Below are 25,838 nucleotides of genomic sequence, written 5' to 3' on the forward strand. Positions count from 1 at the left end.
ATCCTTTTTAATATTCACTTTTTTTATCCCTACTCATTAATATTTCTACAGATATTTTTGGATCAGATTTTTCATATATTACCTTGTATATTTCTTTTGTTATAGGTAAATCTATATTTTCTTTTAATGATAATTCATATAAGGCTTTTGTTGTAGGAATACCTTCTACAACAGTCTTTACCTTTTTACAAGCTTCTTCTAAGGAGTAACCTTTACCAAATAAAATACCACACTTGTTATTTCTTGAATGCATACTAGTTGCAGTTACAATCAAATCACCTATACCACAAAGTCCATTTATTGATTTCGGATTTGCACCTTGACTTACAGCAAATTTATTCATTTCATAAATTCCTCTTGTCATAATTGCAGCCTTTGTGTTATCACCAAAGCCAAGACCTGTAACCATTCCTATTCCAAATGCTAGAACATTTTTTATAGCTCCTCCAATTTCAGAACCAACAACATCTGTCGATCTATAAACTCTTAAATAATCTTTAGAGAATAAATTTTGTATTTTTATCGCAACTTCTTCATCTTCGCAAGCACAAAGTAAAGCTGTAGGCATTTTTTTTATAACTTCTTCAGCATGACTTGGACCAGTTAAAATGGCATAAGTACAATTTGGATTGAGATCATTTATAATTTCTGATACTCTTTTATAAGTTTCAAGCTCAATACCCTTTGATAGATTTATTAATATATTTCCATCTAATTTATCTTTTATTTTTCCTAATACATCTCTAATAGCTTGGGTTGGTATTGCATTAATAATTATGTCATTATCTAATAATTTTTCTAAATTATTTGTAGCTTTTATACTTTTACTTAATTTAAGGTCAGGAAAATATTTTTTGTTTATATGTAGCTTGTTTATATTATCTACATCTTCAATGTTTCTAGTATACATCAAAATCTTATTTTCTTTTGACAGAAAATAAGCAATAGCACTTGCCCAACTTCCTGCACCTATAATTGAAATATTCATCTTACTCCCTTAAAACATCTTCTTTTCTTCATGATTTTTAATTCTAATTATATTGGCCCTATGTTCTATTATTATCATCGATGCAATAAAAATTATAATGATAGTAAATAAATTTAAGCCTTGGAAATAATAAGATATAAACGGAGCTATTATACTAGCACTCAAGGATGCTTTAGATACAGTTCTTGTTAGTAAGAATACTATTATAAAAACAATAGCTAAACATAAAAATACTCTCAAGTCATAAGCAAATAAAGCTCCTGCAGATGTAGCTACACCTTTTCCACCCTTAAATTTTAAAAATATGGAAAAAATATGACCAAGAACAACAAATACTAATGAAGTTAGAGCATATTTTTCACCTAAGAAAAAATTAGTAGTATAAACTGCAACCAATCCCTTTGCCATGTCAAGAAATAGGGTGAAAGTTCCTGCAAGTGCTCCAAAATTTCTAAATACATTTGTAGTACCTGGATTTCCACTTCCCATCATTCTTATATCTCTTTTAAAAAATATTTTACCAATAAGATATGAAAAAGGAATAGAACCAACTAGGTATGAAAAAAGTGCAACTAAGATAATTTTCATTTTTCTTTCCTTTCTCTTATTTCAAAAGTAAATGGTACTCCTTGCAAGCTATAATTTTGTCTTATTTGATTTTCTAGATATCTTTGATAAGAAAAATGCATTAATTCCTTATCATTTACATGTAATAAAAATTTAGGAGGAGCTGTTTGAACTTGGGAAATATAATAAATTTTAAGCCTTTTACCCTTATCTTGAGGAGGCGCTGTCATCATTATTGCATCTTGTAAAATTGTGTTAAGCACACCAGTTTTAATTCTAGTATGATAATTACTATTTACAATCTCAATTAAGTTTAGAAGGTCTATAATTCTTTGACTTTTTAGGACAGAAATAAAAATTATTGGAGCATATAGAGCAAAAGAAAGTTTATTTCTTATTTCTCTTTCCATATTTCTCATAGTATTTGTTTCTTTCTCTACCTTATCCCATTTATTAACAGCTATAATTATAGCTTTTCTTTTATTATGTGCATATCCTGCAATTTTTGTATCTTGTTCAGTAACACCTACTGTTGCATCAATTAAAAATAAACAAATTTCTGAACTATCTACAGCATCAAAAGTTCTTTGGTTTGCATAATATTCGATATTATCACTAACCTTATTTTTTCTTCTTAGTCCTGCTGTATCAATTAAAACATAATTATTATCCTTATATTGCCAGTAAGTGTCTATTGCATCTCTTGTAGTTCCAGCAATATCAGTTACTATCATTCTTTCTTCATTTAAAAGATGATTTACTAATGAAGATTTACCAGCATTAGGTTTTCCTATTATAGCAATTCTTGTAGCATCAAGGTCAGTATCAAATTTTGAAAAATCTATCGATTCTACAACCTTATCTAATAAATCCCCTAAATTTTTTGAACCTTCCGCAGAAATTGTAACTAAATCATCAAATCCAAATTGATAAAAATCATAAATATGATCAGGAATTGTTTCTCTATCAATTTTATTTGCAACAACAATCACTTTTTTGTTATATTTTCTTAGTTCATTAGAAATTTCAAAATCATGAGGATTTATTCCCTCTCTACCGTCGACTACAAATAAAATTAAATCACTTTCTAATAAAGCTTTTTCTACTTGTGATTTTATCTCTTGATTCATAATTTCCTTATTTGAAATATCTAATCCACCAGTATCTGCTAAGATAAATTCTTTTCCAGTCCACTCGACCTTATCATATACTCTGTCTCTGGTTACTCCATTTTCATCTTCTGTAATGGCTTTTCTTTTTCCAACTAATTTGTTAAATAATGTCGATTTTCCAACATTAGTTCTTCCAACTAGCGTTACTATTGGTGCCTTCATATTATTCTCCATATATTTTTTTATAAACAAATAGATAAAGTTAGCTAAGCTAACCTTATCTATTAAGCCTTCCTTAATGTTATGATTTCTTTATTTTCATAACCCTTATCCATAAATCTTAATACTAAAATGGAAAGAACTAGAAATATAAATATAAATAAAACAGTAAGTAAATTATTATCTTGAATAGTATTTTTGAATATCGTATTTGCTAAAACCGCACCCGTAATCATCATGAAAACAGGAAATAAGTAAGTGAAATAAGATAATCTATTTACAGTTTTAATGTCTGAATCAAGATAAACAAAATCTCCAGGATTAAGATTTTCATTAGTAAATGCAGTGTAGTAAGATGGTTTTATTTCACAACCACCACAAGAAGAACATGAACCACATCCTGATTCTTTTTGAATCATGACTTTAACATTTCCATTTAAATTTTCTACAACTATCCCTTTTTTACTAATAGTTTGCATCCCTTACCATCCTTACTCTTTTACTTCTATACTTAATTCACTTAAACTTTTTTCATCAACTATGCTTGGTGCTTGAGTTAATGGACAAGTTGCTGATTGAGTCTTTGGAAAGGCAATGATATCTTTTATATTATCAGTTTTTGCAAATAACATTACCATTCTATCAAGTCCATATGCAAGTCCTGCATGAGGAGGTGTACCATATTGTAAGGCTTCTATAAAGAAACCAAATTTTTGTTTAATATCTTCATCTGATAATTTTAAAGCCTTAAATACTTTTTCTTGAAGCTCTTGGTTATTTATTCTAACAGAACCTCCACCCATCTCATCTCCGTTTATTACTATATCGTAAGCTTGAGTTCTTACTTTTTCAGGCTCTGTCAATAATAAATCAACATCTTCTTCATTAGGCATTGTGAATGGATGGTGTTGAGATACATATCTGTCTTCTTCCTCACTGTATTCAAACATAGGGAAGTTTACTACCCAACAAAAAGCATATTCTTTTTCATATAGATTTTGATCTTTTGCAACTTTTCTTCTTAATGCACCCAAACCTTCAAGTACAGTTTTGTTTTTATCAGCTGCAATTAAAATTAAATCATTGTCTTTGATATCTAATTTTTCTTTTAAATTATTTATAATATCATCAGTCAAAAACTTCTTAATTGATGAGTTTATATCATTATCTGAATTAAATTTAATAAAGCTTAGTCCTTTAAGACCATAATCTTTCACAAAGTCTGTTAATTTATCAAGTTGTTTTCTTGAATAGTTTGAAGCTTGTCCTGTAAAATTAATCGCTCTTACTGAATGACCTTCTTTTATATTATCTGTAAATACTTTAAAGTCTGAACCTTTGAATATTTCAGAAATATCATTAATTTTATATCCATATCTTAAATCTGGTTTATCAGATCCATATGAATTCATAGCTTCAGAATAATCCATTCTAGGAATTGGTAATTGTAAATCATAATCTGTAAATGTATCAAAAAGTTTTTTAAGAAGACCTTCATTAACTTTTATTACATCATCTTGGTCGGCAAAACTTAATTCAATATCAAGTTGTGTAAATTCTGGTTGTCTATTCGCCCTTAAATCTTCATCCCTAAAACATTTTACAATTTGAAAATACCTATCTAAAGAACCAATCATTAACAATTGTTTCATTAGTTGTGGAGATTGAGGCAAAGCATAAAATCTACCTTGGTTTACTCTTGATGGTACTAAATAATCTCTAGCTCCTTCAGGAGTTGGTTTTGTTAAAAATGGAGTTTCAACCTCTGTAAATTTATTATCGTACATATATTCTCTCATACATCTAACAATATCAGATCTCAATTTAAGATTTTTTTGAACTGATTGTTTTCTCATGTCGAGATATCTATATTTTAATTTTAAATTTTCGCTAACGTCATCGTCATCTTTTATATAAATTGGAGGTGTTTTAGCCTTATCTAAAATATTGATTTTTTCTGCAACTATTTCTATGTTTCCTGTTGGTATTTCTGGATTTTTTGATTCTCTTTCTCTTACTTCACCCTTAACCTCAAGAACATATTCGCCAGCTACATCTTTTACAGTTTTATAATTTTCGCTGTCTTCTTCTCTTGTTACAATTTGTGTTATGCCAGTTTTATCTCTAAGATCAATAAATACCAAAGATCCTAAATTTCTTTTTTTGGCAACCCAACCCATTAAAACAACTTCTTCTCCTATGTTTTCTTCTCTAAGTTCACCACACATGTGGCTTCTTTTAAATTCCATATTACCTCCTAATTTAAAAATGGATTATTATTTTTTTCAAAACCAATACTTGTAGATTCACCATGTCCTGGATGAACCTTGGTTTGATCGTCATATATAAATAATTTATCTTTTATTGAATTTATTAAAATATTATAGTTTCCACCTGGAAAATCACTTCTTCCTATTGACAAATTAAAAAGGGTATCACCAGAAAAAATATGATCCTCAATCTTATAAGACATTGAATCTAAACTGTGGCCTGGAGTTTTTATAGCCTTAATTTTATACTTAGAAAACTCTTCTTGGTCTTTTAAATATTGATCAATCTTAACAGTCAAATCACAATATCCCCTAGATAAGTTGTAATCTGGATCATCAGCTATATTTTTACTATCTTCACTGGCATAAACTTTTACCTTTAATTTATCCTTGAAATAATCTAGACCCAAAACATGGTCAAAGTGAGTATGCGTTAATAAAATAAACTCTATATTAATTTTATTCGTATCTATATAATTTTCAATTTTTCCCCCAGGATAAACTGGGTCAATTAAAAAACCATTTTTATTATCATCAAAAACCAGATAGCAATTTGCCATCATAGAACCTTCACTTATTTTTACAATATTCATTAATATAACCTTTCGCTATCAAGTTGAATAGTTACAGGGCCATCATTAATTAATGACACTTCCATATGAGTTTGGAATTTCCCTGTTTTAACATCAAACCCATCATCTTTTAATTTTTTAATTAGTATCTCATAATATTCTTCAGCTTTTTTTGCATTTGATGAATTTATAAATGAAGGCCTGTTACCTTTTCGTGCATCTCCATATAAGGTAAATTGACTTACAATAAGCAACTCTCCCCCAACATCTTCAACTGATAAGTTCATTTTCCCTTCAGAATCTTCAAATATTCTTAACTTTTCTATTTTCTTTTTTATATAATCTATATCTTTTTCATCATCAGAATCTGTAACTGCTACAAAAACTAATAATCCATTTCCAATTTCAGATATCAATTCATCGGAAACTGTAACACTTGCTTTTTTTATTTTTTGAACTATCGCTCTCATTAACTTTTCACCCTATATATACTTTCAATCATTTTTATAGTTTTTAATTTCATTATCAATTCATTTAATTTTTCAGTATTTGGCACACTAACTGTCAAATCTATTACACCTTCATGATTTTCATTGCTTCTAACGTTCATAGCTTCTATACTTACATTTTCAGCTGATATTAATTTTGTAATTTCAAATATAATTCCTGTGCCATCTTTTGTATTAATTTGAATCCTAACAGGAAACATATCACTTGAACTATTTTGCCAATATACATCTATTAATCTCTCTGGTGTTTTTAGATTTGTTATGTTTGGACAATTTCTTACATGAACGCTTATTCCATTTCCTTTAGTAATATAGCCTACAATTTTATCTCCAGGAACTGGATTACAACATTTTGCAAATTTAACATCAACTTGATCGTCTAGATCGCTTACCCTAACCTCATTTGAAAATGACTTATTACTATTATTATTTTTATTTATATCCAAATTCTCAAGATTTTTTGGTAATTCATCTTTGTGTTTTTTTATTAATTTTTGAATTATTTGATCTGTATTAGTTTTTCCAAATCCTATTGATGCAAACATTTCGTCTTCTGTTGGATAACCCAGGTCATTAGCAATTTCTATTAGCCAATCATCTTTGACATCCCTTTTGTATATTTCCTTTGTTTTTCTAAGTTCTCTGTATAGTGAATCTTTTCCAATCTCAATATTTTCTTCTTTTCTATACCTTTTGAAAAACTGTTTTATTTTATTTTTAGCTTGGTTAGATTGAACTATATTTAGCCAATCTCTAGATGGACCTTGGGAATTTTTACTTGTAAGGATTTCTACTACGTCCCCTGTATTTAATTTGTGGGAAAAAGGAACAATTTTACCGTTTACCTTTGCACCAACGCATTTGTTTCCAACTTCTGTGTGCACCCTATAGGCAAAATCTATAGCACAAGAATTAACTGGAAGGGCATAAATCTCTCCTTGAGGAGAATAAATATAAATTTCTTTTGAGAAAAAATCACCTTTTAATGTATCAAGAAATTCCTTACTATCAACATCTTTTCCGCCTTCTTTTTGCCATTCCATAATTTGTCTAATAAAGGTTAATTTCTCATCAAATTCAGTAGACTTAGATTTATTTTCTTTGTATTTCCAGTGGGCAGCAATTCCATATTCACATTCATAATGCATTTGTCTAGTTCTTATTTGAACTTCAAATGGTTTTGAATCAGCCCCAAATACAGTAGTATGCAAAGACCTGTATCCATTTGGTTTTGGTTGGCCTATATAATCCTTTATCCTATTTGGTATTGGCCTCCAAATTGAATGAACCTTTCCTAAAACTTCATAACAATCAGCAACCGTATCAACTAGGACCCTAACCGCTGTTAAGTCATAGATTTCATTGAATTCAATTTTATTTCTACTCATTTTTTTATAAATAGAAAAAAGCCCTTTTGGTCTGCCAGATATTTCATAATTTATCTTAGATGATGAAAGAGACTTATCGAGAGTTTCAATTATTTCATTTATATAGTTCTCTCTTTCCCTTCTTTTATTGTGAACCATTTGAGCAAGCTCATAATATTCTTCCGGTTTTTGATACCTAAAACATAAGTCTTCAAGCTCCCACTTCATTGTATATATTCCAAGTCTATGAGCTAAAGGAACATAAATTTCTAAAGTTTCACTAGCAGTTTGTTTTTGTTTTTTTTCAGTCTTATATTCCAAAGTCCTCATATTATGCAAACGGTCTGCTAGCTTTATTAAAATAACTCTAATATCATTACTCATGGCCAAAACCATTTTTCTAATGTTTTCAGCCTGTTTTTCTTCTCTAGTTTTGTAATTTAATTTTTTAAGCTTGGTTACTCCATCAACTAAAAAAGTTATTTCTTCACCAAAAAGATCTCTCATTTGATCTTTACTTACAGGTGTATCTTCCAAAACATCATGCATTAGTCCAGCACAAATTGTTTGATCATCCAGTTGCATATTTGAAATAGTTGTCGCAACAGCTATTGGATGTATAAAATAATCTTCACCAGAATTTCTTTTTTGACCCCTATGATGATATTCAGCAAAATCATAAGCTTTTTTAATTAAATCAATATCTGCATTTTCATTATTTTTTAATATTATTTTCTTAAAATTTATAAATTCTTTTTGAAAATCTTTTGCCATAATATCACCTACCTAATATCAATTAATTTTATTTGTAAATTTTTTTGGCCCCTAAACTCATTTACATCAGGATAAAAAACTGCATCAATCTTATTACCAACTATATGGGAATTAAATTTATCTAATAGGTAATTATAATCTTTTACAGCATTAAACTTGATTGCTTCAAGATCACGCCCATTCTTATTCAAGGTCATTTTTAAAGTATTATTATTTTTCCCTATCATATTTATAGCTTTTATTTCCAAATTTTTATCTGCAAATTTCGCCTTAGGGTTATCCTTACCAAAAGGTTCTAGTCTATTTAAACTTTCAGCAAATTCTAAAGATAGTTTATCAATTGGAATTTGAGCATCTATATTTATTATTTCCTCAAAATCATCCTTTGTTAATTTAGATTTATCATTTAATTTTTTTCTAAATTCATCCACCCTATCTTGTTTTATAGACAAACCACATGCCATGGGATGGCCACCGAATGATTCTAACATATCCTTAATTTCAAAAATTTCTGTATAAATATTATAAGCCTCAATGCTCCTGCCAGATCCCTTTAAAATTCCTTCTTGACTTGAACCTGTCATGATTATTGTTGGCTTATTAAATTTTTCTTTAATTCTTCCAGCTATGATTCCACATATACTTTCTTCAATATTATCAACATCTACAATGATTATATCATCTTTATAATATTTCTTTTCTTTTATTATTTCCATAGATTTTTCAAGACCAATACTTGTTAAATCTTTTCTCTCATTGTTTAAACTAACTAGTTTTTTGGCATATGAATGAATTTTGTCTATATCTTCTTCCATTAGCATATCAATAGCAAGTTTTGCAGTTGAAAGCCTTCCTGTAGCATTCATACATGGACCTATTACAAAACCTAAAGTATAAGCATCAACTTCTTTATTCCAAGAATTTTCCTCAATCAAAGCTTTTATAGCTAATTTATCTGTATTATTGATTCTTTTGAGTCCTTCTCTAACAAATATCCTATTTTCATCAGTTAATGAGACTACATCACAAACTGTTCCCATAGCTACATATTCCAGTAAACCATATAAATAGTCTCTATCTCCTTCTAGTCTTTGGTATAAAGCTTGCATTAATTTAAAACTTACACCAGCCCCACATAAGTCATCAAAAGGATAAGTGTTATCAAGCCTTTTAGGATTTATTACACAATCAGCATCAGGTAAAATTTGTTTTATCCACTCACCATTACTTTCTTTTATGACTTGGTGGTGGTCAGTAATAATTACCCTTATTCCATTTTCCTTTAATTTTTTAACTTGGTCTATTGCTGTAATTCCATTATCGCAACTTATAACAAGACTAACTTTAGCTTCAATTGCCCTATCTATCATTCTATCACTAATTCCGTAACCATCGATAACTCTATCTGGAATATCATAACTAATATCATCATAAAAATATAATAAACCATCAAGCAAAGTCATAGTAGAACTAATACCATCTTGATCGTAATCTCCAAAAATTCTAATTGATTGTCCATTTTCCATAGTTTCTATTATTAAATCTATTGCTTCTTTCATATCATTTAATAAAAATGGATCATGAAGTTTCTCAAGGCTTGGATTTATAAAACTGTCTACCACATTTGGCTCTACTATATCTCTATTCGCAAGTATTAATGCTTCTAATTTGGTAATATTTTTATTTTTTAAATTTGATAAATAATTATTTTTTTTATTATATATATACCACTTGGTCATAATTACCTCTCTTATGAATAAATTATACCATTTTTATAATCAATATAAAGATTATAGATAATTACAATATAAATTTTTATAAAAATGAAAAAAATTGATATTTTATAAATTATTTTGAAATTTATAAAAATCGAAATAAAATAATAAAAAAACATTTATGGAGATAAATATGATTGAATTATTAAAAAGTTTTGAAAATTTATTGTGGGGATTACCCTTAATAATCGGGATAATTGGTACTGGTATTTACATAAGTCTTAAAACAAAGGCTATACAATTTAGGAAACTACCTTTTGCACTTAATAATACTCTTGGAAAAATCTTTGAAAAACCTAATAAAGAAAACAAGGGTGACATAAGTCCATTTGGAGCTTTGGCTACCGCCCTTGCTGCAACAGTTGGAACTGGAAATATAGTGGGTGTTTCTCTTGCTATAATCCTAGGAGGACCTGGCGCAATTTTTTGGATGTGGCTTGCTGCTTTATTGGGTATGGCTACTAAATTTTCTGAAGTTACCTTAGCTCTTGCCTATAGGGAAAAGAAAAACGGCCAATATGTTGGTGGACCCATGTATTATATTGAAAAAGGATTAAATAATAAAAAACTTGCAAAAACTTTTGCTATTTTTGCTGGAATTGCCGTTTTTGGAATTGGAGATTCTACCCAAGCAAATGCTATTGCTGGTGTATTACATGATTCTTTTGGAATAAATACTATTATTAGTGGATTAATTTTATCTATTTTAGCAGGAATTGTTATAGTAGGTGGAATTAATTCTATTACAAAGGTGACTGAAAAACTAGTTCCTTTCATGTCGTTTTTATACATAGTTGGTTGTTTATGGATTTTGATTTTAAATAAGGCTAATATTTTACCAGCCTTTAAGTCGATTTTTGTTGGTGCTTTTAGACCAAAAAGTCTTGGTGGATCTTTTGCTGGTCTTTCTGTTAAAGCCATTATTTCCGCTGGTGTCGCAAGAGGAGTTTTTACTAATGAAGCAGGTCTAGGCTCATCTCCAATGGCTCATGCTTGTGCATCAACAGATCATCCTGTCCGTCAAGGTCTTTGGGGGATTAGTGAGGTTTTTGTTGATACTATTATAATTTGTACAATGACAGCCCTTGTAATTCTTTCTACAAATGTTGATATAACTGATACAAATGATGCAGCTAGTCTTGTAGCGAGAGCTTTTGCCACAGGATCTAGCATTGGAAATTTAATCGTAAGTCTTGGCTTGAGCCTTTTTGCTTTTTCTACAATTTTAGGATGGGCTTATTACGGAGAAACTGCACTTAGATATTTATTTGGAGAAAAAATTATTATTCCATATAGAATTCTCTATGTTATATTTGTTTTTCTAGGTGCAAATATGGATCTTGGTCTTGTTTGGATTGTTGCAAATATATTAAATGGTTTGATGGCCTTACCTAACCTCTATGCTCTGATAAATCTTTCACCTATTGTTGTAAAGTTAAGTAAAGATTTCTTTAAAAATCCGGAAAGGATTAGAAAAAGTCCAGATGAATACAATTATTTACTAAAAAATGATTAAAAAAAAAAGCTTTTATAGACTATTTTGAACAGTCTATAAAAGCTTTTAAATTTCTAATATTTTCTCTATACTATCAGTTTCTATTAATAAATAAGAATTTTTTTCTTCACTACCACTTATAATTAGGCAATCTGTTTTGTTAAATTCAATAACTTCCCCAATAATTTTACTTTCTGTAATAATTTTTGATCCTACTTTTAAATTTCTTCTTACAAATTTTTTATTTTTCTTATTTTCCAAATCATCTTTTAAAGAATAAAAATAAAACATCAAAGCTAAGATTATTAAAATTATATATTCTAATTTAAGATTCATATCCATATTTTTTGTAAAATTCTTTTTTAAAGTCTAAAAACCTATCTTCCATTATTGATTTTCTTATATCTTCACACAATTTTAATAAGAAATATAAGTTATGGTAGGTTAAAAGTCTTGCTCCTAAAATTTCATTTACATTAACTAGATGTCTAATATAGGCTCTTGAATAATTTTTACATGTATAGCAATCACAATCATGATCAAGAGGTGTGAAATCATCCTTATACTTTGCATTTCTTACAACTAGTCTTCCCTCTGATGTTATTGCTGTTCCATTTCTTGCAATTCTTGTAGGAAGAACACAATCTGCCATATCAATTCCTGCTTCAAAAGATTCAAATAAATAATCAGGGCTACCTACTCCCATATTATATCTAGGTTTATCTTCTGGTAAAAGTGGGGTTGTATATTTTAATAACCTAATCATTTCTTCTTTTGGTTCCCCAACTGAAAGTCCACCTAAAGAATATCCATCAAAATCCATAGCACATGTTTCTTCTACAGACCTTTTTCTTAAATCTTCATACATTCCACCCTGGATAATTCCAAATAAGGATTGGTCTTTGTGAGAATTAGCCTTATGATAATCAAGTCCTCTTTTCGCCCACCTTACTGTTCTTGCTACTGAATCTTCTACATATTTATAATCAGCCGGATAAGGAATGCATTCATCAAAACTCATCATTATATCTGAATGTATATCATTTTGTATTTCTATAGATTTTTCAGGAGTGAATAAATGTTTTGATCCATCAATATGAGATCTAAAAACTACTCCTTTTTCTGAAATATCCCTATTTTCTGATAAGGAAAAAACTTGAAATCCCCCACTATCAGTAAGAATAGGTCCATTCCAATTCATAAATTTATGTAGACCTCCAGCTTTTTTCATAATATCCATGCCTGGTCTAAGATACAAATGGTAGGTATTTCCTAAAATTATTTTTGCATCAATTTCTTTTAATTCTTCAACACTCATAGTTTTTACTGTAGCCTTAGTTCCTACTGGCATAAAAATTGGTGTTGGTATGTCTCCATGGTCAGTGTGAATTACTCCACACCTTGCATTGGAATACTTGTCTTTTTTAATTAATTCGTATTTTATCGCCATTTTTTCTCCTATTTTAAAAACATAGCATCGCCAAAACTAAAAAACCTATATTTTTTCTCCACTGCATCTTTATATGCATCTAAAATTATTTCTTTATTAGCAAGGGCCGATACAAGCATTATAAGTGTAGATTTTGGTAGGTGGAAATTAGTTATTTGACAATCAATTACATTAAATTTAAATCCTGGATAAATGAAAATATCTGTCCAACCTGAATCTTCTTTTATTTGTCCATTTTTTTTGAAAACTGATTCCAAAGTTCTAGTGGTAGTTGTTCCTGTTGAAATAATCCTCTTATTATTTTTCTTAGTTTCATTAATCAAATCAGCAGATTCTTTACTAATTTGATAATATTCAGAATGCATTTTGTGATTTTTTACATCATCAACTTTTACAGGTCTAAATGTACCAAGTCCAACATTTAAGGTAATAAAGGCTAATTTCACTCCCTTATCTTCTATTTTTTTAAGAAGTTCTTTTGTAAAATGAAGTCCTGCAGTAGGTGCTGCAACAGATCCAGGATTTTTTGAATAAACTGTTTGGTATCTTTCCTTATCTTTTAGTTTTTCTTTTATATAAGGTGGTAAGGGCATATTTCCAAGCCTATCAAGTATTTCTTGAAATATCCCTTCATATGAAAATTCAACTACCCTATTTCCATCTTCTTTTATGTCAACAACTTCTAGACTTAATTCATCAGAAAAAATACATTTGGTTCCAATTTTCATTTTTTTTCCTGGTTTTACAAGAACTTCCCACTTATCTTTTTCAATATTTTCTAGCAAAAATACTTCTATCTTTTCTTCCTTTTCTGGTCTGTGACCAAAAAGTCTTGCAGGAATTACCCTTGTATCATTCATTACAAGAAGATCACCTTCATTTAAGTAGTCTATAATATCATAAAAGTGCTTATCTTCTCTTTGACCTGTTTTTCTATCAACAACCATCAATCTAGAAAAATCTCTTTTATCTGCTGGATGTTGAGCAATTAATTCTTCTGGTAAATTATAATCAAAATCTTCTGTTCTCATTTTTTATCCTTGTATTTTAATCCATAATGTTCATAAGCTTTTTTTGTTAATATTCTTCCCCTTGGAGTTCTTGTCAAAAAACCAATTTGAAGTAAATATGGCTCATAAACATCTTCTATTGTAACATTTTCTATTCCTGTTGAAGCAGCAATTGTATCCACACCTACAGGACCACCATCAAAATTTTCATGCATAGTTAAAACTATTTTTTTATCCATATTATCAAGACCCATAGGATCAACTTCTAGTAATTCTAATCCTTCACATGAAGTTTCATAATCAATTATTTCGTCTTTTTTAACAATTGCATAGTCCCTAACTCTTTTTAAAAGTCTATTTGCAATTCTTGGTGTCCCCCTGCTCCTTCTTGCTATTTCAAACGCACCTTTTTCATCAATCGGTATATCTAATATATCTGCAGACCTTTTTACAATTTTTGTAAGGTCTTTTGTATCATAAAGATTTAAAGATAATAAAACTCCAAACCTATCTCTTAATGGAGCAGAAAGCATACCAGCTCTTGTAGTTGCTCCAACTAGGGTGAATTTTTCTAGATCTATTCTAATAGATTGGGCATTAGGCCCTTTTCCAACTATTATATCTAAGGCAAAATCCTCCATAGCAGGATATAAAATTTCTTCAACTGACCTATTTATCCTGTGAATTTCATCAATAAATAAAACATCTCCCTTATCAAGATTTGTAAGAATACTTGCAAGATCTGATGGTCTTTCAATTGCAGGTCCACTTGTGATTCTAATATTTACTCCAAGCTCATTTGCAATTATATTTGAAAGAGTGGTTTTTCCAAGACCTGGAGGTCCTTGCAAAAGCACATGATCTAGAGCTTCTTCTCTTTTTAAAGATGACTCTATAAAAATTTTCAATTTTTCTTTTGCCTTATCTTGACCTATATAATCATTTAGCCACTTAGGCCTTATACTTAATTCCTTGTATTTATCGTTTATTTGCTCATTAGAGCCGACTATTCTTTCATTTTGATCATACATATAATCACCCTAAATCATTTTCTTTAAAGCTTCTTTAATAATTTCTTCAAGGCTTAAGTCAGAATCTTTCAATGTAGTTAAAACTTTATCTATACTATTTCTTTGATAGCCTAAGTTTATTAAGGCTTCCCTTGCTACATCAATTTCTTTATTAGAAGTTGTAAATGAATCTTCAGAAATTGATATATCATCATTAATTGCCATCTTCTTAACCTTATCAACAAGCTCTAGAATTATTCTTGAAGCAGTTTTCTTTCCTATCCCTTTAGCTTTTGTAAGCGTATCTATATCATTATTTACAATGGCAAATTTTATCTTATCTACATTTAAAGTCGACAAAACTGCTATAGCATTTTTGGGACCGATTGTTGATACACTTGTCAAAAGCTCAAAAACTTCAAGTTCATCTTTTGATGAAAAGCCAAATAAAGAAATATCATCCTCTCTGACATTCATTTTTGTAAAAATTTTAAATTCATTGTTTATTTCTAATGTCTTTATAGTATTAAAAGAAGAATTTATTAAATAACCCATATTATTATTTTCGATAATAAAATTCTCTTCTCCAATATATTTTATCTCACCTATTATATAACTTATCATTAATTCATCCTAAATTGTTCCTTAAATCTTTGACTGAAGGCGTGTGTAAGAGCAACAGCCAAGGCATCAGCCGCATCATCTGGTTTCGGAATTTCACTTAAATTAAGCAAAGTTGTAATAGTCTCTTGCATTTGCTTTTTATTTGCCCTACCAAATCCAGTTATCGCCTGCTTTATTTGTAGAGGTGTGTACTCATAAATGGGTAAATTGTTCATTTGTGCACACAAAACTTGTATCCCCCTAGCATGTCCCACCGTAATAGCTGTCTTTACATTTTGATTAAAAAATAATTCTTCAATCGCAAACTCATCTGGTTTATATTGCCTTATAATATCGCTCAAATTTTTATATAAAATTTCTAATCTTTCTGGAGTTTTTGTTTTAGCTGAGGTTGTAACAACTCCATTTTCTAAAACATTATACCTGTTTCCATTAACTTCCAAAACTCCGTAACCCATTATAGCAATTCCTGGATCTATACCTAAAACTATCATAATTTCCTTTCTTAGCAATTAAAAAAGGGCTAACTGCCCTTTAATGATACCTATTTATGACCTCAATACATAGTCCTTTCCAATAATAATTAGCATATACATCAATAGCTATATTATAAAACAAGCTAACTAGCTTATCATTAATTTCCATAGCCTGATTTATTGTAATATCTTCTGTATAAATCATATCCATATCAAATGCTAATTGCTTATTAGTATTTACATCCAAATTTAAAACTTTATATTTTAAATATGTATCCGAATATTTTTTTACATCTTTTCTAATACTTGCAATAAGTTTTTTATTCTCATAAATTTTTCTAACATACTTATTTTTTGTATCAGAAACATACTTATTATCTTCTGTAAAAATCTGATTTTCTTCAAATAAAAAAGAGTCCCCATAATAGTTAATAGCACAGAACTCTAAGTCATCAATTAATTTTTTATCCATAAATGACTTGTTTTCACTTTTTATACTCAATAAAAATTCAAATTTATCTAGATCTTTTCCTATAGACCTATCTAAACTTCTAATTATTTGATCAATATCGGATAAGTACCAAAAATTCTTTTTAAATTTTTAAATATATAAGTTTTTATGAAATATTTATTTTTACTAAAATTACTAAAATTTTTATTGTCATATAATGACATCAATGTATTAAGTGATGAAATGTCATCATTAATTAAATAATCATATTCAAGTTTTTCTATTATTGGTTTTTTTTCCGCACTTGATGTCATATTCCATATCCCTCTTTATAATCTGTAAATAAATTTTAACACAAATTAGAATTTATTTATTTATGTTTATTTAAGCAGAAATAAAAATAGCTAAAATTTATAGAAATTTTATTCAATTTAAGAACAAAATTGAATAAATAAAATCCATTTTAGCTATTTAAAAAACTCTGATTTAATTTTATTCATTTGAATTTTTTTAAAATTTATTAAAATAAACTTTTAAATCTTTGAGTTTAAAACTATAATTCACATCTTTTCTTTCAATATGAACTATTGTTTTATTTTTTAAATTCTCACTTTTATTTATTCTATCAATAAGCTCAAAGCTTGGATTTATAGCATGAGCAAATCCTACATTTTCAAACATAGAATAATCTCCGTTTGTATCCCCATAAGCATGTGACTTTGATAAATCTATATTATATTTATTAGTTAGATAATCTATAGATTTTTTCTTATTCTTACTATCCCACATAGGATAAATTTGACCTGTAAATTTATTGGATTTATCAAATACATATTTAGTAGCTATTGTATCATCCGCTCCATAAATTTTTGCAAAATCATTTACCAAAAAATCTGGAGAACCTGAAATCACAAAAACTTTGTAACCTTTTTCTTTATGATATTCAAGAGCATTTTTAGTTATTCTATAAATTTTACTTTTATTATTTTCAATTACCTTTTTTGCATAAAAGTTTATTGTATCTTTATCTATACCTTTTAAATTTTCTTGATATAATAATGAAGCCTTATCGAGATAATCTTCGTAAGGCCCCTTTCTATCCTGGTATTTTTGATATAAAGGCTTTACATTTGTTATCCAATTATTTTTATCTAGAATATTATTTTTTGTCAAAAGAAAATAATGCTCTATAAGCAAAGAATTTCTAAATAAGGTCCCATCTATATCAAAAAAAGCAGCCTTATTTTTTTCCATCTTTTCTAACCTTTTTATGATTATCATCATAATCTTTCTTAATATTGTTTGTTAGATTAAGTATAAATGCAAAAAATATTCCTACTAAGGCATTTGATAATAAAATTACTGAAATCAAAGCAATATTAAGACCAATTGATGAAGTCAAACTAAAAATAGCCACAATTGCTAAAGCTAAACCAACAATTCCAATAATAAAAGATGGATAAAATTTTGCTATTTTACTATCATTATTTTTATCCATAAAATAAGTTATTCCAATTATAATTAAAGATATAATTGGTATTACTATTAATTTGGATATATTATCAACTACTAAACTAATTAATCCTGCCATAAATTTTCCTTATCCAAGTCTATTCTTTTTATTTCAAATTTTTTTTCTGTATCAATTAATATAAATCCAAAATTATTATCCCTCGCTAGGCTAGGTGAGCCTGGATTTAATAGATACAAATCTAAATCTTCAATGTACTCATTGCTGTAAGTATGGGTATGACCAAATATAACTATATTACAACCATAATCTAAGGCTTTTTGAATTAATATTTTATTTGTAAAATAAACATCTTCCCTGTGTCCATGAACCAATAATATATTTTTATCTTCAACCTTTATTATCTGTTCATAGGGATTGGTATGATCACTATAATCATTATTACCTTTGACTGTAATATAATTTATCCCAGTAACTTTTGATATATTATATGCATCTTTTGTAAAATCACCTGCATGAATCATCAATTCTAGGTGATTATTTTCTATAAACTCACATACAGAATTTATTTCGCCATGTGTATCACTAGTTACAAGTATTTTCATCTTAGTCTTCTTTCTTTAGAAATTTTTTAAATTCTTCCAAAGCTAAAGACCTGTGGCTATATTGATTTTTTTCTTGGTCAGTCATTTGGCCAAAAGTTTTATTTTTTTCTATTACTTTAAAAATTTGATCATAACCAAACTCTTTTTCCCCATATTCTTTATCGCTTATTTCACCATCAATTCTTCCATCAAAATAATAATCCTTACCATCTTGATCTATATAGCAAATTGTTGTTTCAAAATATGCTGACCTATCATCTTTATTTTTTAATTCATCTAATAATTTATCTCTATTTTCCTTATCAGTTGGATTTTCACTAGCATACCTATGAGCGTGGACACCAGGCTGTAAATCTAAAGATTTTACAAACAAGCCCGTATCATCTGCAAGTGTAGGTTTGTTTATTAAATCATATAAAGCCTTTGCTTTTTTATAAGCATTTTCCTTTAAAGTTTCACCATTTTCATCTACTTCAAAATTATTTATATCAAAATCTTTTGGAGTATAAATTTCTATTTTATTGTCTAAAATTTCTTTTATTTCTCTAACCTTATCACTGTTAGATGTTGCTAATACTATTTTCATAATAACCTCTTTATAAATATTATCAAAAATCATGAAGTAAAGTCAATTTTTATAACTAATGTATGATTATGTTATTATCATTAAATGTTTTTTCCCACTTTTCTGCATATGATCCTAGACCTTGTTCAAACATTATTATCTGTGTTGAGTTAGCTAATTTAATAGAAAATTTAGGATTAGGATCTATTAGTCCATTTTTTATACTATAAAATAAAATTTCATCTGGACTTTGTACTGCCACATATTGACCATTTGCTAGCTCAAAATAATCCCTAGCTTGTCCATTAATATTTTTAATTTGGTCAACTGTTATATCTTTGTTATTTTGATTTAATAAATTTTTATCAAAAGCTAATTCTATTGGGAAAGTCTTTTGCTCAAGAGAATCATTTTTTTCTAATTGATATGATGATTGCATTTGCCATAAGCCAAAATTTCTAACTAGACCAAAATTTGTATAATCATAAGAAATATTTCCATCTTTACTTAATGATAAGTTACTACTAATTTTATCATAAATAACTTTTTTAAAAATCTCATTACTCTTTTTATCACCTGTAAATTCATTAATTGACATGAATGAATTTGACTTTAAGTCATCAGTTTTTACAACTGCATATTTAGTAATGGGTAATTTCTCAGAGATTAAATTATAATCAAATGAAATGTAGTCCTCATTAACAAAATTTATCTTTAAATTTATATCATCATTTTCTAAAGTATACTTTTCTTTATTTTCTTTTTTATTAATTTCTTTTTCAAGTTTTATTGGGTAGGCATCAATTTTGTTATAGGTTTTATTATTTGCATCCATCTTACACCTAAGTCTCCAAAATTCCTCTTGATGTGGAAAGAATATATGTTCTGATTTTTCAATTCTTGCCATTTTGTTGGGCTCAAGCCTTACACAATAGGTATAATAATAATAATTTGGATTATTCGAATCTGTATCCACTCTTTCTCTAGCGCCTATTAAGACAGTTATGTCTTTTTCAACCTTTTCTCCAGTTTTACTTGTGCTTCTTTCTTTTGATGCTTTTTTTGCATAAGTACTAATTATAGACCTATCGACTGAATTTTTTATTTTTTAAGAATTATCACACAGTCATCTTGAATAAAAAATATTTTTTTCTTACTTAAAATAACAAAATCTTTGTTATATAGTTGACCCTGGTTTGCTGTTAATATTTTTACATACTTATCTGATGAAAAATCAAAATCAAGAGATCTACTTTCTAAATAAGATTTTAAATTGACAAACTTTGAAGAAAATTTTGGTGGAAAAGCATAATCTTCATTTAAAGCTACTAAGTTATTGTCAATATATAACTTATCCTTTAGTTTAATACCTGACAATTCATTCTTCCCTGTTTTTTTTATCTCCTCAACTTGCCATGTTCCTTTGATAATTGGATTTTCTTGTTTTGGTGATTCAATTAATTCTGTAACATCCTCAGGTCGTCCAAAGCTACAAGAAGTTAGGATTAATAGCAAAAAAAAATAAGCTTATTTTTTTAAATTTGTTCATGATCTCTAACCCTCGGTATTACTACAGTGACTGAAGTACCTTCAGTATATTTACTTTTTATAATAAGTTTTCCATCATGTGCTTTAACTATCTCTTCACAAATTGATAAGCCTAGTCCAGTCTGACTTTTAGATGAGGAACCTTTAAAAAATTTACTAGAAACAAAAGAAATCTCATCTTCTTTAATTCCTTCACCATCATCTTTTATTTCTATATTTACGTTTTGTTCATCTTTACTTATCATAACATCAATATGGCCTTCTTTATCTGTAAATTTCATTGCATTATCTATAATATTAATAAAAACTTCTTTAAGTCTATTTTTATCACAATTTACAATTATTTTGTCATAGGCAGTTTTAAAATTAAAATTAATTTTTTCGTTCAAACTTCTAGGATATAATTGTTGGTAAACCTCTCTTGCTATTTCTACAATATTTAGATTTTCTTTTTCGTATTGGAAGGAAGTTGAAGATAATCTAGAGAAATTAAGAAGGTCTTCAACCATTAAAGATAATCTTTCTCCTTCATTTTCTATAATTGTTAAACCTTGATTCAGCATATCTTCATTTTTTTGAATTTCTTTTGATTGTAAAGTAATCGCCCATCCTTTAATAGATGTTAAGGGAGTTCTTAACTCATGAGAAACTGATGAAATAAATTCATTTTTCATATCTTCTCTTTTGACTATATTTTCACTCATATAATTTAAGGTCTGACCTAACTCAGATATTTCATTTTTCCCACTTTCGTTCGCCTTAGCTTTAAAATCACCCTGGGCTAATTTTTCCCCAACTTTTGTAAGTTTTTTTATAGGTTCAGTCCATTTTTTTGCTGCGTAATAGGAAACTACAGAAGCTACAAATAATATTATAAATCCAAAAAATAAAAATATAATCATTTGATTATTAACATTTTCTTTAACTTTCGATGTTGAAGAAACAAGCCTTAATATTCCAATTTGTTTTTGATTATCACTTAATGGATATGATAAGGCAATTACTTCTTCCCCAGTTTTTTTATTTTTGATTTTTTGATAAGAATATTCACCTTTATTAGCATTGATTACATCGCTTGTCTTAACTTTAGTTCCAATTCTAGATGATCCTTGAGAATCAAATAGGACATTTGAAGAATTATCTAATATTTGAACTTGGCTAACATTGTCTCTATAAAATGAATTTTTGTCTCCAATTACAATTTCTGATAAATCATACCTAGATAAATAATTTGTATATAAAACTTGATTATATTTGGCTTGATTTAACATAGCACCTACAAGGGCAGATTCATAGTAATTAGTAATAGATTTATATGAAAAAATTTCAAAACCAACAACTACTACAGTTACAAAAACCATTATGATTTTCATTATACTAAATATAATGCTGTTAAATTTTATATTTAAAAGTTTTTTATTCTTTATCTCCATCTATAGCCTGTGCCCCAAACTGTTTCAATATACTCAGGTTTAGCAGGATTTTCTTCAATTTTTGCTCTTATCCTTCTAATATTCACATCTACAATCTTTGTATCAGTGCTGTAATTGTCGCCCCAAGTATCTTTCATTATTTCCATCCTACTCATAGCCTTACCTTTATTTAAAATAAAGTTTTTTAAAATTATAAATTCAGTAGGAGTTACATCAATTTCTTTATTATTTTTATAAAAGTTTCTAGCATAAAGGTCTAATTTGAAAATTCCATCTTCTATCACATTATCATTTTTTTCCTTCTTTTCATCCTCTGTAAAATTAACTCTTCTTAACAGTGACCTTACTCTTAATATTAATTCTTGAGGATTAAATGGTTTAATTATATAATCGTCACATCCTCTTTCAAGACCCAAAATTTTATCTATATCTTGACTTTTTGCTGACACCATAATTATCCCTACTTTAGGATATTTTTTTCTAATAGTATCACACACCTCATAGCCACTTATACCTGGTAGCATAATATCTAAAATGAAAACAGAAGGTTTTTCCTCATCAGCCATCTTTAAGGCTTCCTCGCCTGTTCCAGCTTCAACTATATCAAATCCTGCATATTCAAGATTGATTTTCATAAACTGCCTTATGTGATCCTCATCATCACAAATCAAAATTTTATTGCTCATTTTCTAGCCTTTCCATCGCTATTCTTCCAGCACCAATTACGCCCGCATCATTTAAAAATTTAGCTGGTTTAATTTGTATTTTTTCTGATAAATGACAGTATTCATTAAATTTTTCTAATACATCATTCCACCAAAAGTCTTTAGAATTAATAACTCCACCACCAATTATTATAGTTTGAGGGTCAAATATATTTCTTAGACTTGTCAAAAACCAAGCTAAATCACTTGTAAACCTATCTATGACTTTCTTAGCATTTTCATCCTTATCTGCAAGTTCAAAAATTTCTTGGCCTTCTAACCTATTTCTAGTTAATTCTTCATAATGTCTCACAATAGCTGTGCCACTACAATAACTTTCAGCACAACCACTTTGTCCACAAGTACAATATTCACCATTTGGATGAAGAATTATATGTCCTAATTCTGCCCCTTGAAAATTACTTCCAGATAAAAGTCCCATTTTTTTGTTATAAACAGCACCACCAAGTCCTGTACCAATGGTAATCATAACAATATCATCAAATCCTTTACCTGAACCAAGCCATTTTTCACAAACTAAAGCGATATTAGCGTCATTTTCAACAAAAACTGGTAATGATGATCTTTTTTCTAACTCTTCTTTTAGATTAAGTCCAGTCCATCCATCAATATTTCCTGCAAAAGTAACTATACCATTTTCTGAATCAATAAAACCAGGAGTACCTACTCCAATAGCTTCAATTTCATCTGTTTTTAGGAAATCTATTATTTTAGAAATATTATCTAATACCTTATCTTTACCTTCTCTTGCACAAGTTTCTAGTCTATAAGTTTTTAAAATCTCACCATTTTCATCAATTACTGCACCTTGTATTTTTGTACCACCTATATCTAATCCAATTGTTTTAGTCATTATCCTCTCCTATAAATTCTCTTAGTATTGAATGATCATCAATCATTTTTGTATCTTCCATATTAACAAAATACAATAAAATATTTTTCAGCCTGTCTACCATATAATAATAAGTAGAATCTTGTGAAACCTGTTTTAAACATTCCATTGCATACTTTTTTAAAGCATTATATTCATAAATTAAAGATGAGTCAATATAAAAATCTGCTCTGTTTTGGTATGGGAATATATACTTTTCTTCACCATATTTTACTTTTTCCCAAGATTTTAAAGTTTCTAAAGTGTTATATCCCCTATATTTATTATCTCTTACAATTCTCCTAATCAACCTAGTTTCAGTAGAAGAAATCCTGTTTGTTGAATCTATGTTAATGCCTGTTAAAACTGAAACATAAATCTTGTATTTATTCTTTTCTGGTATATAGTCAGTAAGTTTTGGGTTAAGAGCATGTATTCCTTCTATAATTAAAACGGTATTTTCTTTCATTGTGATTTTTTTATTTGATAAAGTTCTAATGCCTTTTATAAAATTAAATGAAGGTAAAATCACTTCTTTGCCTTCTAAAAGATTTAGTAAATCTTCATTTAATGAATGTAAGTCTATAGCATCAATGCTTTCATAATCTTTATTTCCATTTTCATCAAGAGGGGTTTTATTCCTATCTACAAAATAATCATCAGTAGATATTACAAAAGCATCTTTTCCTAAAACTGCAAGTTGAATTGCAAGTTTTTTAGCAGTTGTAGTTTTTCCTGACGAAGATGGGCCTGCAAGCATTACAATGTTCATATCATTGCTAATAATTTCTTTTGCACATTTGCCTAATTGATTATTGTAGTATGTCTCATTTACATTTATTAAACTTTCTATTTTATCATTCTTTACCAAATCATTTAGATCACTCGCATAATTTATACCTAATAAATTTGTCCATTTTTTTGATCTTTCATATATTTTTGGTATATTAACCTGCTCTTTAAAATCTAATAATTTGGAATCCTTATTTTTTTTGAAGTTAATTAATATACCGGGATAGTAATAAATTAACTCAAAGTCTTCTATCCATGAAGATTTTGGACATAAAAAATTTGTAAAAGAAAAATATTGACCAAAAATTTCATAAACACTAAACTCATCTATATCTACACTATTTAATAAATTATACTTATCTAGTTGATTGCTCTTTTTAAAAATTTTTAAAGCTTCATCTTTTGTATAAAATTTTCTTAGAAATGAAATATCACTTTTTATAATATTATTCATTTCTATTTTAATTTTTGATAAATCTTTATGTAAAATTTTGAAATTATCAATAGATAAATATAAGCAATTATTTACGGAATATTCAACATTAACTTTAATATTATTATAAATTTTTTTGATTGCCAATATACAAACTAGGGCTATGCTAGATTCGTAAGTTAGATTTGATATATGACTAGATTTATCTATAAGATAAATTTCATCATTTGCTGAAAGTTCATAATTTAAGTCTTCTATTTTTCCATTTACATTTGAAAGTACGTATTTTTTGTAGTCATTTGGGTATAATTGCTTAACTAATTCGCATAATATTTTTTTATCTGTATTAATAATTTCCTTATTAATTAAAACCTTCATTAAATACTTCCTCTTTTAGCCTTTCAATTTCTTTAACTTGTTTTGAAATAAAACTTTTATTTTCTAAATAATTTAAGTCTTTTATTTTTCCAAATACCAATTTATAAGCAAGTAAGGCTTGGCTATTTAAATTTATCTTCTTATAATTTATTTTTGATTTGCTATATTTTCTATCACCAATAATAGGCGTAGAGTTTTTGTGTAAAGAATATCTAATTTGATGAGTCTTTCCAGTTATTAGTTCACATTCAAGTAGGGTAAAATTATTCTTGCTTTCAAGAGGATAAAACTTTGTAATTATCCTTTTTCCACCTTTATTTCCTTTTACCATATTTTTATTTTCATATT

General features: G+C 28.0%; 29 protein-coding genes. 1 reads left to right on the top strand and 28 read right to left on the bottom strand.

Going from position 1 to position 25,838, the window contains the following annotated elements; genetic code table 11:
• Positions 1 to 7 precede the first annotated feature (7 nt).
• The 9 genes from ANHYDRO_RS03315 to recJ all read right to left on the bottom strand — a co-directional run bounded on the left by ANHYDRO_RS03315 (position 8) and on the right by recJ (position 10,117).
• The gene (locus ANHYDRO_RS03315; RefSeq protein WP_004813432.1) at positions 8 to 988 is read right to left on the bottom strand and encodes an NAD(P)H-dependent glycerol-3-phosphate dehydrogenase; all 981 of its coding nucleotides are present in this window, start codon (positions 986 to 988) and stop codon (positions 8 to 10) included.
• Positions 989 to 997: 9 nt separating this feature from the next.
• Complete coding sequence (plsY, locus tag ANHYDRO_RS03320; protein ID WP_004813433.1) at positions 998 to 1,576, bottom strand: glycerol-3-phosphate 1-O-acyltransferase PlsY; 579 nt, start codon at positions 1,574 to 1,576, stop codon at positions 998 to 1,000.
• Positions 1,573 to 2,889 (bottom strand): ribosome biogenesis GTPase Der, encoded by a 1,317-nt coding sequence (gene der / locus ANHYDRO_RS03325; RefSeq protein ID WP_039913901.1) that lies wholly within the window; start codon positions 2,887 to 2,889, stop codon positions 1,573 to 1,575. The genes plsY and der overlap by 4 nt, the downstream gene beginning before the upstream one ends.
• 62 nt (positions 2,890 to 2,951) lie before the next feature.
• Positions 2,952 to 3,365, bottom strand: a complete 414-nt coding sequence (locus ANHYDRO_RS03330) for a SoxR reducing system RseC family protein (RefSeq protein ID WP_004813437.1) — start codon at positions 3,363 to 3,365, stop codon at positions 2,952 to 2,954.
• Between the two features lie 12 nt (positions 3,366 to 3,377).
• Entirely contained in the window at positions 3,378 to 5,135 is a 1,758-nt protein-coding gene (aspS, locus tag ANHYDRO_RS03335; protein WP_004813439.1) for an aspartate--tRNA ligase, read from the bottom strand.
• Between the two features lie 8 nt (positions 5,136 to 5,143).
• Entirely contained in the window at positions 5,144 to 5,749 is a 606-nt protein-coding gene (locus tag ANHYDRO_RS03340) for an MBL fold metallo-hydrolase (RefSeq protein WP_004813441.1), read from the bottom strand.
• The gene (dtd, locus tag ANHYDRO_RS03345; RefSeq protein ID WP_004813443.1) at positions 5,749 to 6,198 is read right to left on the bottom strand and encodes a D-aminoacyl-tRNA deacylase; all 450 of its coding nucleotides are present in this window, start codon (positions 6,196 to 6,198) and stop codon (positions 5,749 to 5,751) included. Before dtd ends, ANHYDRO_RS03340 begins: the two co-directional genes overlap by 1 nt.
• Complete coding sequence (locus tag ANHYDRO_RS03350) at positions 6,198 to 8,378, bottom strand: RelA/SpoT family protein (protein ID WP_004813445.1); 2,181 nt, start codon at positions 8,376 to 8,378, stop codon at positions 6,198 to 6,200. Before ANHYDRO_RS03350 ends, dtd begins: the two co-directional genes overlap by 1 nt.
• A gap of 8 nt (positions 8,379 to 8,386) precedes the next feature.
• Complete coding sequence (gene recJ / locus ANHYDRO_RS03355; RefSeq protein WP_004813447.1) at positions 8,387 to 10,117, bottom strand: single-stranded-DNA-specific exonuclease RecJ; 1,731 nt, start codon at positions 10,115 to 10,117, stop codon at positions 8,387 to 8,389.
• Positions 10,118 to 10,286: 169 nt separating this feature from the next.
• Between recJ and ANHYDRO_RS03360 the strand changes: the two genes are divergently transcribed.
• Complete coding sequence (locus tag ANHYDRO_RS03360; protein ID WP_039913906.1) at positions 10,287 to 11,669, top strand: alanine/glycine:cation symporter family protein; 1,383 nt, start codon at positions 10,287 to 10,289, stop codon at positions 11,667 to 11,669.
• A gap of 45 nt (positions 11,670 to 11,714) precedes the next feature.
• Here the strand turns inward: ANHYDRO_RS03360 and ANHYDRO_RS03365 are convergent, their stop codons facing one another.
• The 19 genes from ANHYDRO_RS03365 to ANHYDRO_RS11130 all read right to left on the bottom strand — a co-directional run bounded on the left by ANHYDRO_RS03365 (position 11,715) and on the right by ANHYDRO_RS11130 (position 25,821).
• Complete coding sequence (locus ANHYDRO_RS03365; RefSeq protein WP_244261622.1) at positions 11,715 to 11,984, bottom strand: preprotein translocase subunit YajC; 270 nt, start codon at positions 11,982 to 11,984, stop codon at positions 11,715 to 11,717.
• Entirely contained in the window at positions 11,974 to 13,098 is a 1,125-nt protein-coding gene (gene tgt / locus ANHYDRO_RS03370) for a tRNA guanosine(34) transglycosylase Tgt (protein ID WP_004813454.1), read from the bottom strand. The genes ANHYDRO_RS03365 and tgt overlap by 11 nt, the downstream gene beginning before the upstream one ends.
• An 8-nt stretch (positions 13,099 to 13,106) precedes the next feature.
• On the bottom strand, positions 13,107 to 14,129 hold the full coding sequence (gene queA / locus ANHYDRO_RS03375; protein WP_004813457.1) for a tRNA preQ1(34) S-adenosylmethionine ribosyltransferase-isomerase QueA: 1,023 nt from the start codon (positions 14,127 to 14,129) through the stop codon (positions 13,107 to 13,109).
• Entirely contained in the window at positions 14,126 to 15,139 is a 1,014-nt protein-coding gene (ruvB, locus tag ANHYDRO_RS03380; RefSeq protein WP_004813459.1) for a Holliday junction branch migration DNA helicase RuvB, read from the bottom strand. Before ruvB ends, queA begins: the two co-directional genes overlap by 4 nt.
• A gap of 9 nt (positions 15,140 to 15,148) precedes the next feature.
• A complete protein-coding gene (gene ruvA / locus ANHYDRO_RS03385) occupies positions 15,149 to 15,742 on the bottom strand; it encodes a Holliday junction branch migration protein RuvA (RefSeq protein WP_004813461.1) in 594 nt (197 codons plus the stop codon).
• Positions 15,742 to 16,236, bottom strand: a complete 495-nt coding sequence (gene ruvC / locus ANHYDRO_RS03390; protein ID WP_004813463.1) for a crossover junction endodeoxyribonuclease RuvC — start codon at positions 16,234 to 16,236, stop codon at positions 15,742 to 15,744. Before ruvC ends, ruvA begins: the two co-directional genes overlap by 1 nt.
• A gap of 40 nt (positions 16,237 to 16,276) precedes the next feature.
• Positions 16,277 to 16,720: a hypothetical protein gene (locus ANHYDRO_RS10415; RefSeq protein ID WP_244261623.1), complete on the bottom strand. Its 444-nt coding sequence runs from the start codon at positions 16,718 to 16,720 to the stop codon at positions 16,277 to 16,279.
• A 53-nt stretch (positions 16,721 to 16,773) separates the two neighbouring features.
• Entirely contained in the window at positions 16,774 to 16,983 is a 210-nt protein-coding gene (locus tag ANHYDRO_RS10420; RefSeq protein ID WP_004813466.1) for a hypothetical protein, read from the bottom strand.
• 196 nt (positions 16,984 to 17,179) lie between these two features.
• Positions 17,180 to 17,923, bottom strand: a complete 744-nt coding sequence (locus tag ANHYDRO_RS03400; protein WP_039913942.1) for an HAD family hydrolase — start codon at positions 17,921 to 17,923, stop codon at positions 17,180 to 17,182.
• A complete protein-coding gene (locus ANHYDRO_RS03405; protein ID WP_004813470.1) occupies positions 17,910 to 18,260 on the bottom strand; it encodes a hypothetical protein in 351 nt (116 codons plus the stop codon). The genes ANHYDRO_RS03400 and ANHYDRO_RS03405 overlap by 14 nt, the downstream gene beginning before the upstream one ends.
• Positions 18,248 to 18,745 (bottom strand): metallophosphoesterase family protein, encoded by a 498-nt coding sequence (locus ANHYDRO_RS03410; RefSeq protein ID WP_004813473.1) that lies wholly within the window; start codon positions 18,743 to 18,745, stop codon positions 18,248 to 18,250. The genes ANHYDRO_RS03405 and ANHYDRO_RS03410 overlap by 13 nt, the downstream gene beginning before the upstream one ends.
• A 1-nt stretch (position 18,746) precedes the next feature.
• Complete coding sequence (gene rdgB / locus ANHYDRO_RS03415; protein ID WP_004816466.1) at positions 18,747 to 19,331, bottom strand: RdgB/HAM1 family non-canonical purine NTP pyrophosphatase; 585 nt, start codon at positions 19,329 to 19,331, stop codon at positions 18,747 to 18,749.
• 55 nt (positions 19,332 to 19,386) lie between these two features.
• Positions 19,387 to 20,286 (bottom strand): hypothetical protein, encoded by a 900-nt coding sequence (locus ANHYDRO_RS10425; protein WP_244261624.1) that lies wholly within the window; start codon positions 20,284 to 20,286, stop codon positions 19,387 to 19,389.
• Between the two features lie 125 nt (positions 20,287 to 20,411).
• Positions 20,412 to 20,825, bottom strand: a complete 414-nt coding sequence (locus ANHYDRO_RS10430) for a hypothetical protein (RefSeq protein ID WP_004813479.1) — start codon at positions 20,823 to 20,825, stop codon at positions 20,412 to 20,414.
• Positions 20,826 to 20,845: 20 nt separating this feature from the next.
• Positions 20,846 to 22,231 (bottom strand): HAMP domain-containing sensor histidine kinase, encoded by a 1,386-nt coding sequence (locus ANHYDRO_RS03425; protein WP_244261625.1) that lies wholly within the window; start codon positions 22,229 to 22,231, stop codon positions 20,846 to 20,848.
• A 50-nt stretch (positions 22,232 to 22,281) separates the two neighbouring features.
• On the bottom strand, positions 22,282 to 22,977 hold the full coding sequence (locus ANHYDRO_RS03430; protein WP_004813483.1) for a response regulator: 696 nt from the start codon (positions 22,975 to 22,977) through the stop codon (positions 22,282 to 22,284).
• The gene (locus tag ANHYDRO_RS03435; protein WP_004813485.1) at positions 22,967 to 23,869 is read right to left on the bottom strand and encodes an ROK family protein; all 903 of its coding nucleotides are present in this window, start codon (positions 23,867 to 23,869) and stop codon (positions 22,967 to 22,969) included. The genes ANHYDRO_RS03430 and ANHYDRO_RS03435 overlap by 11 nt, the downstream gene beginning before the upstream one ends.
• Positions 23,862 to 25,490, bottom strand: coding sequence for a nucleoside kinase (locus ANHYDRO_RS03440; RefSeq protein ID WP_004813487.1), 1,629 nt, complete (start codon positions 25,488 to 25,490; stop codon positions 23,862 to 23,864). Before ANHYDRO_RS03440 ends, ANHYDRO_RS03435 begins: the two co-directional genes overlap by 8 nt.
• Positions 25,474 to 25,821: a pseudouridine synthase gene (locus ANHYDRO_RS11130; protein WP_004813489.1), complete on the bottom strand. Its 348-nt coding sequence runs from the start codon at positions 25,819 to 25,821 to the stop codon at positions 25,474 to 25,476. The genes ANHYDRO_RS03440 and ANHYDRO_RS11130 overlap by 17 nt, the downstream gene beginning before the upstream one ends.
• Positions 25,822 to 25,838 lie beyond the last annotated feature (17 nt).

Origin of the sequence: Anaerococcus hydrogenalis DSM 7454 (assembly GCF_000173355.1) — a bacterium.
GTDB lineage: Bacteria > Bacillota > Clostridia > Tissierellales > Peptoniphilaceae > Anaerococcus > Anaerococcus hydrogenalis.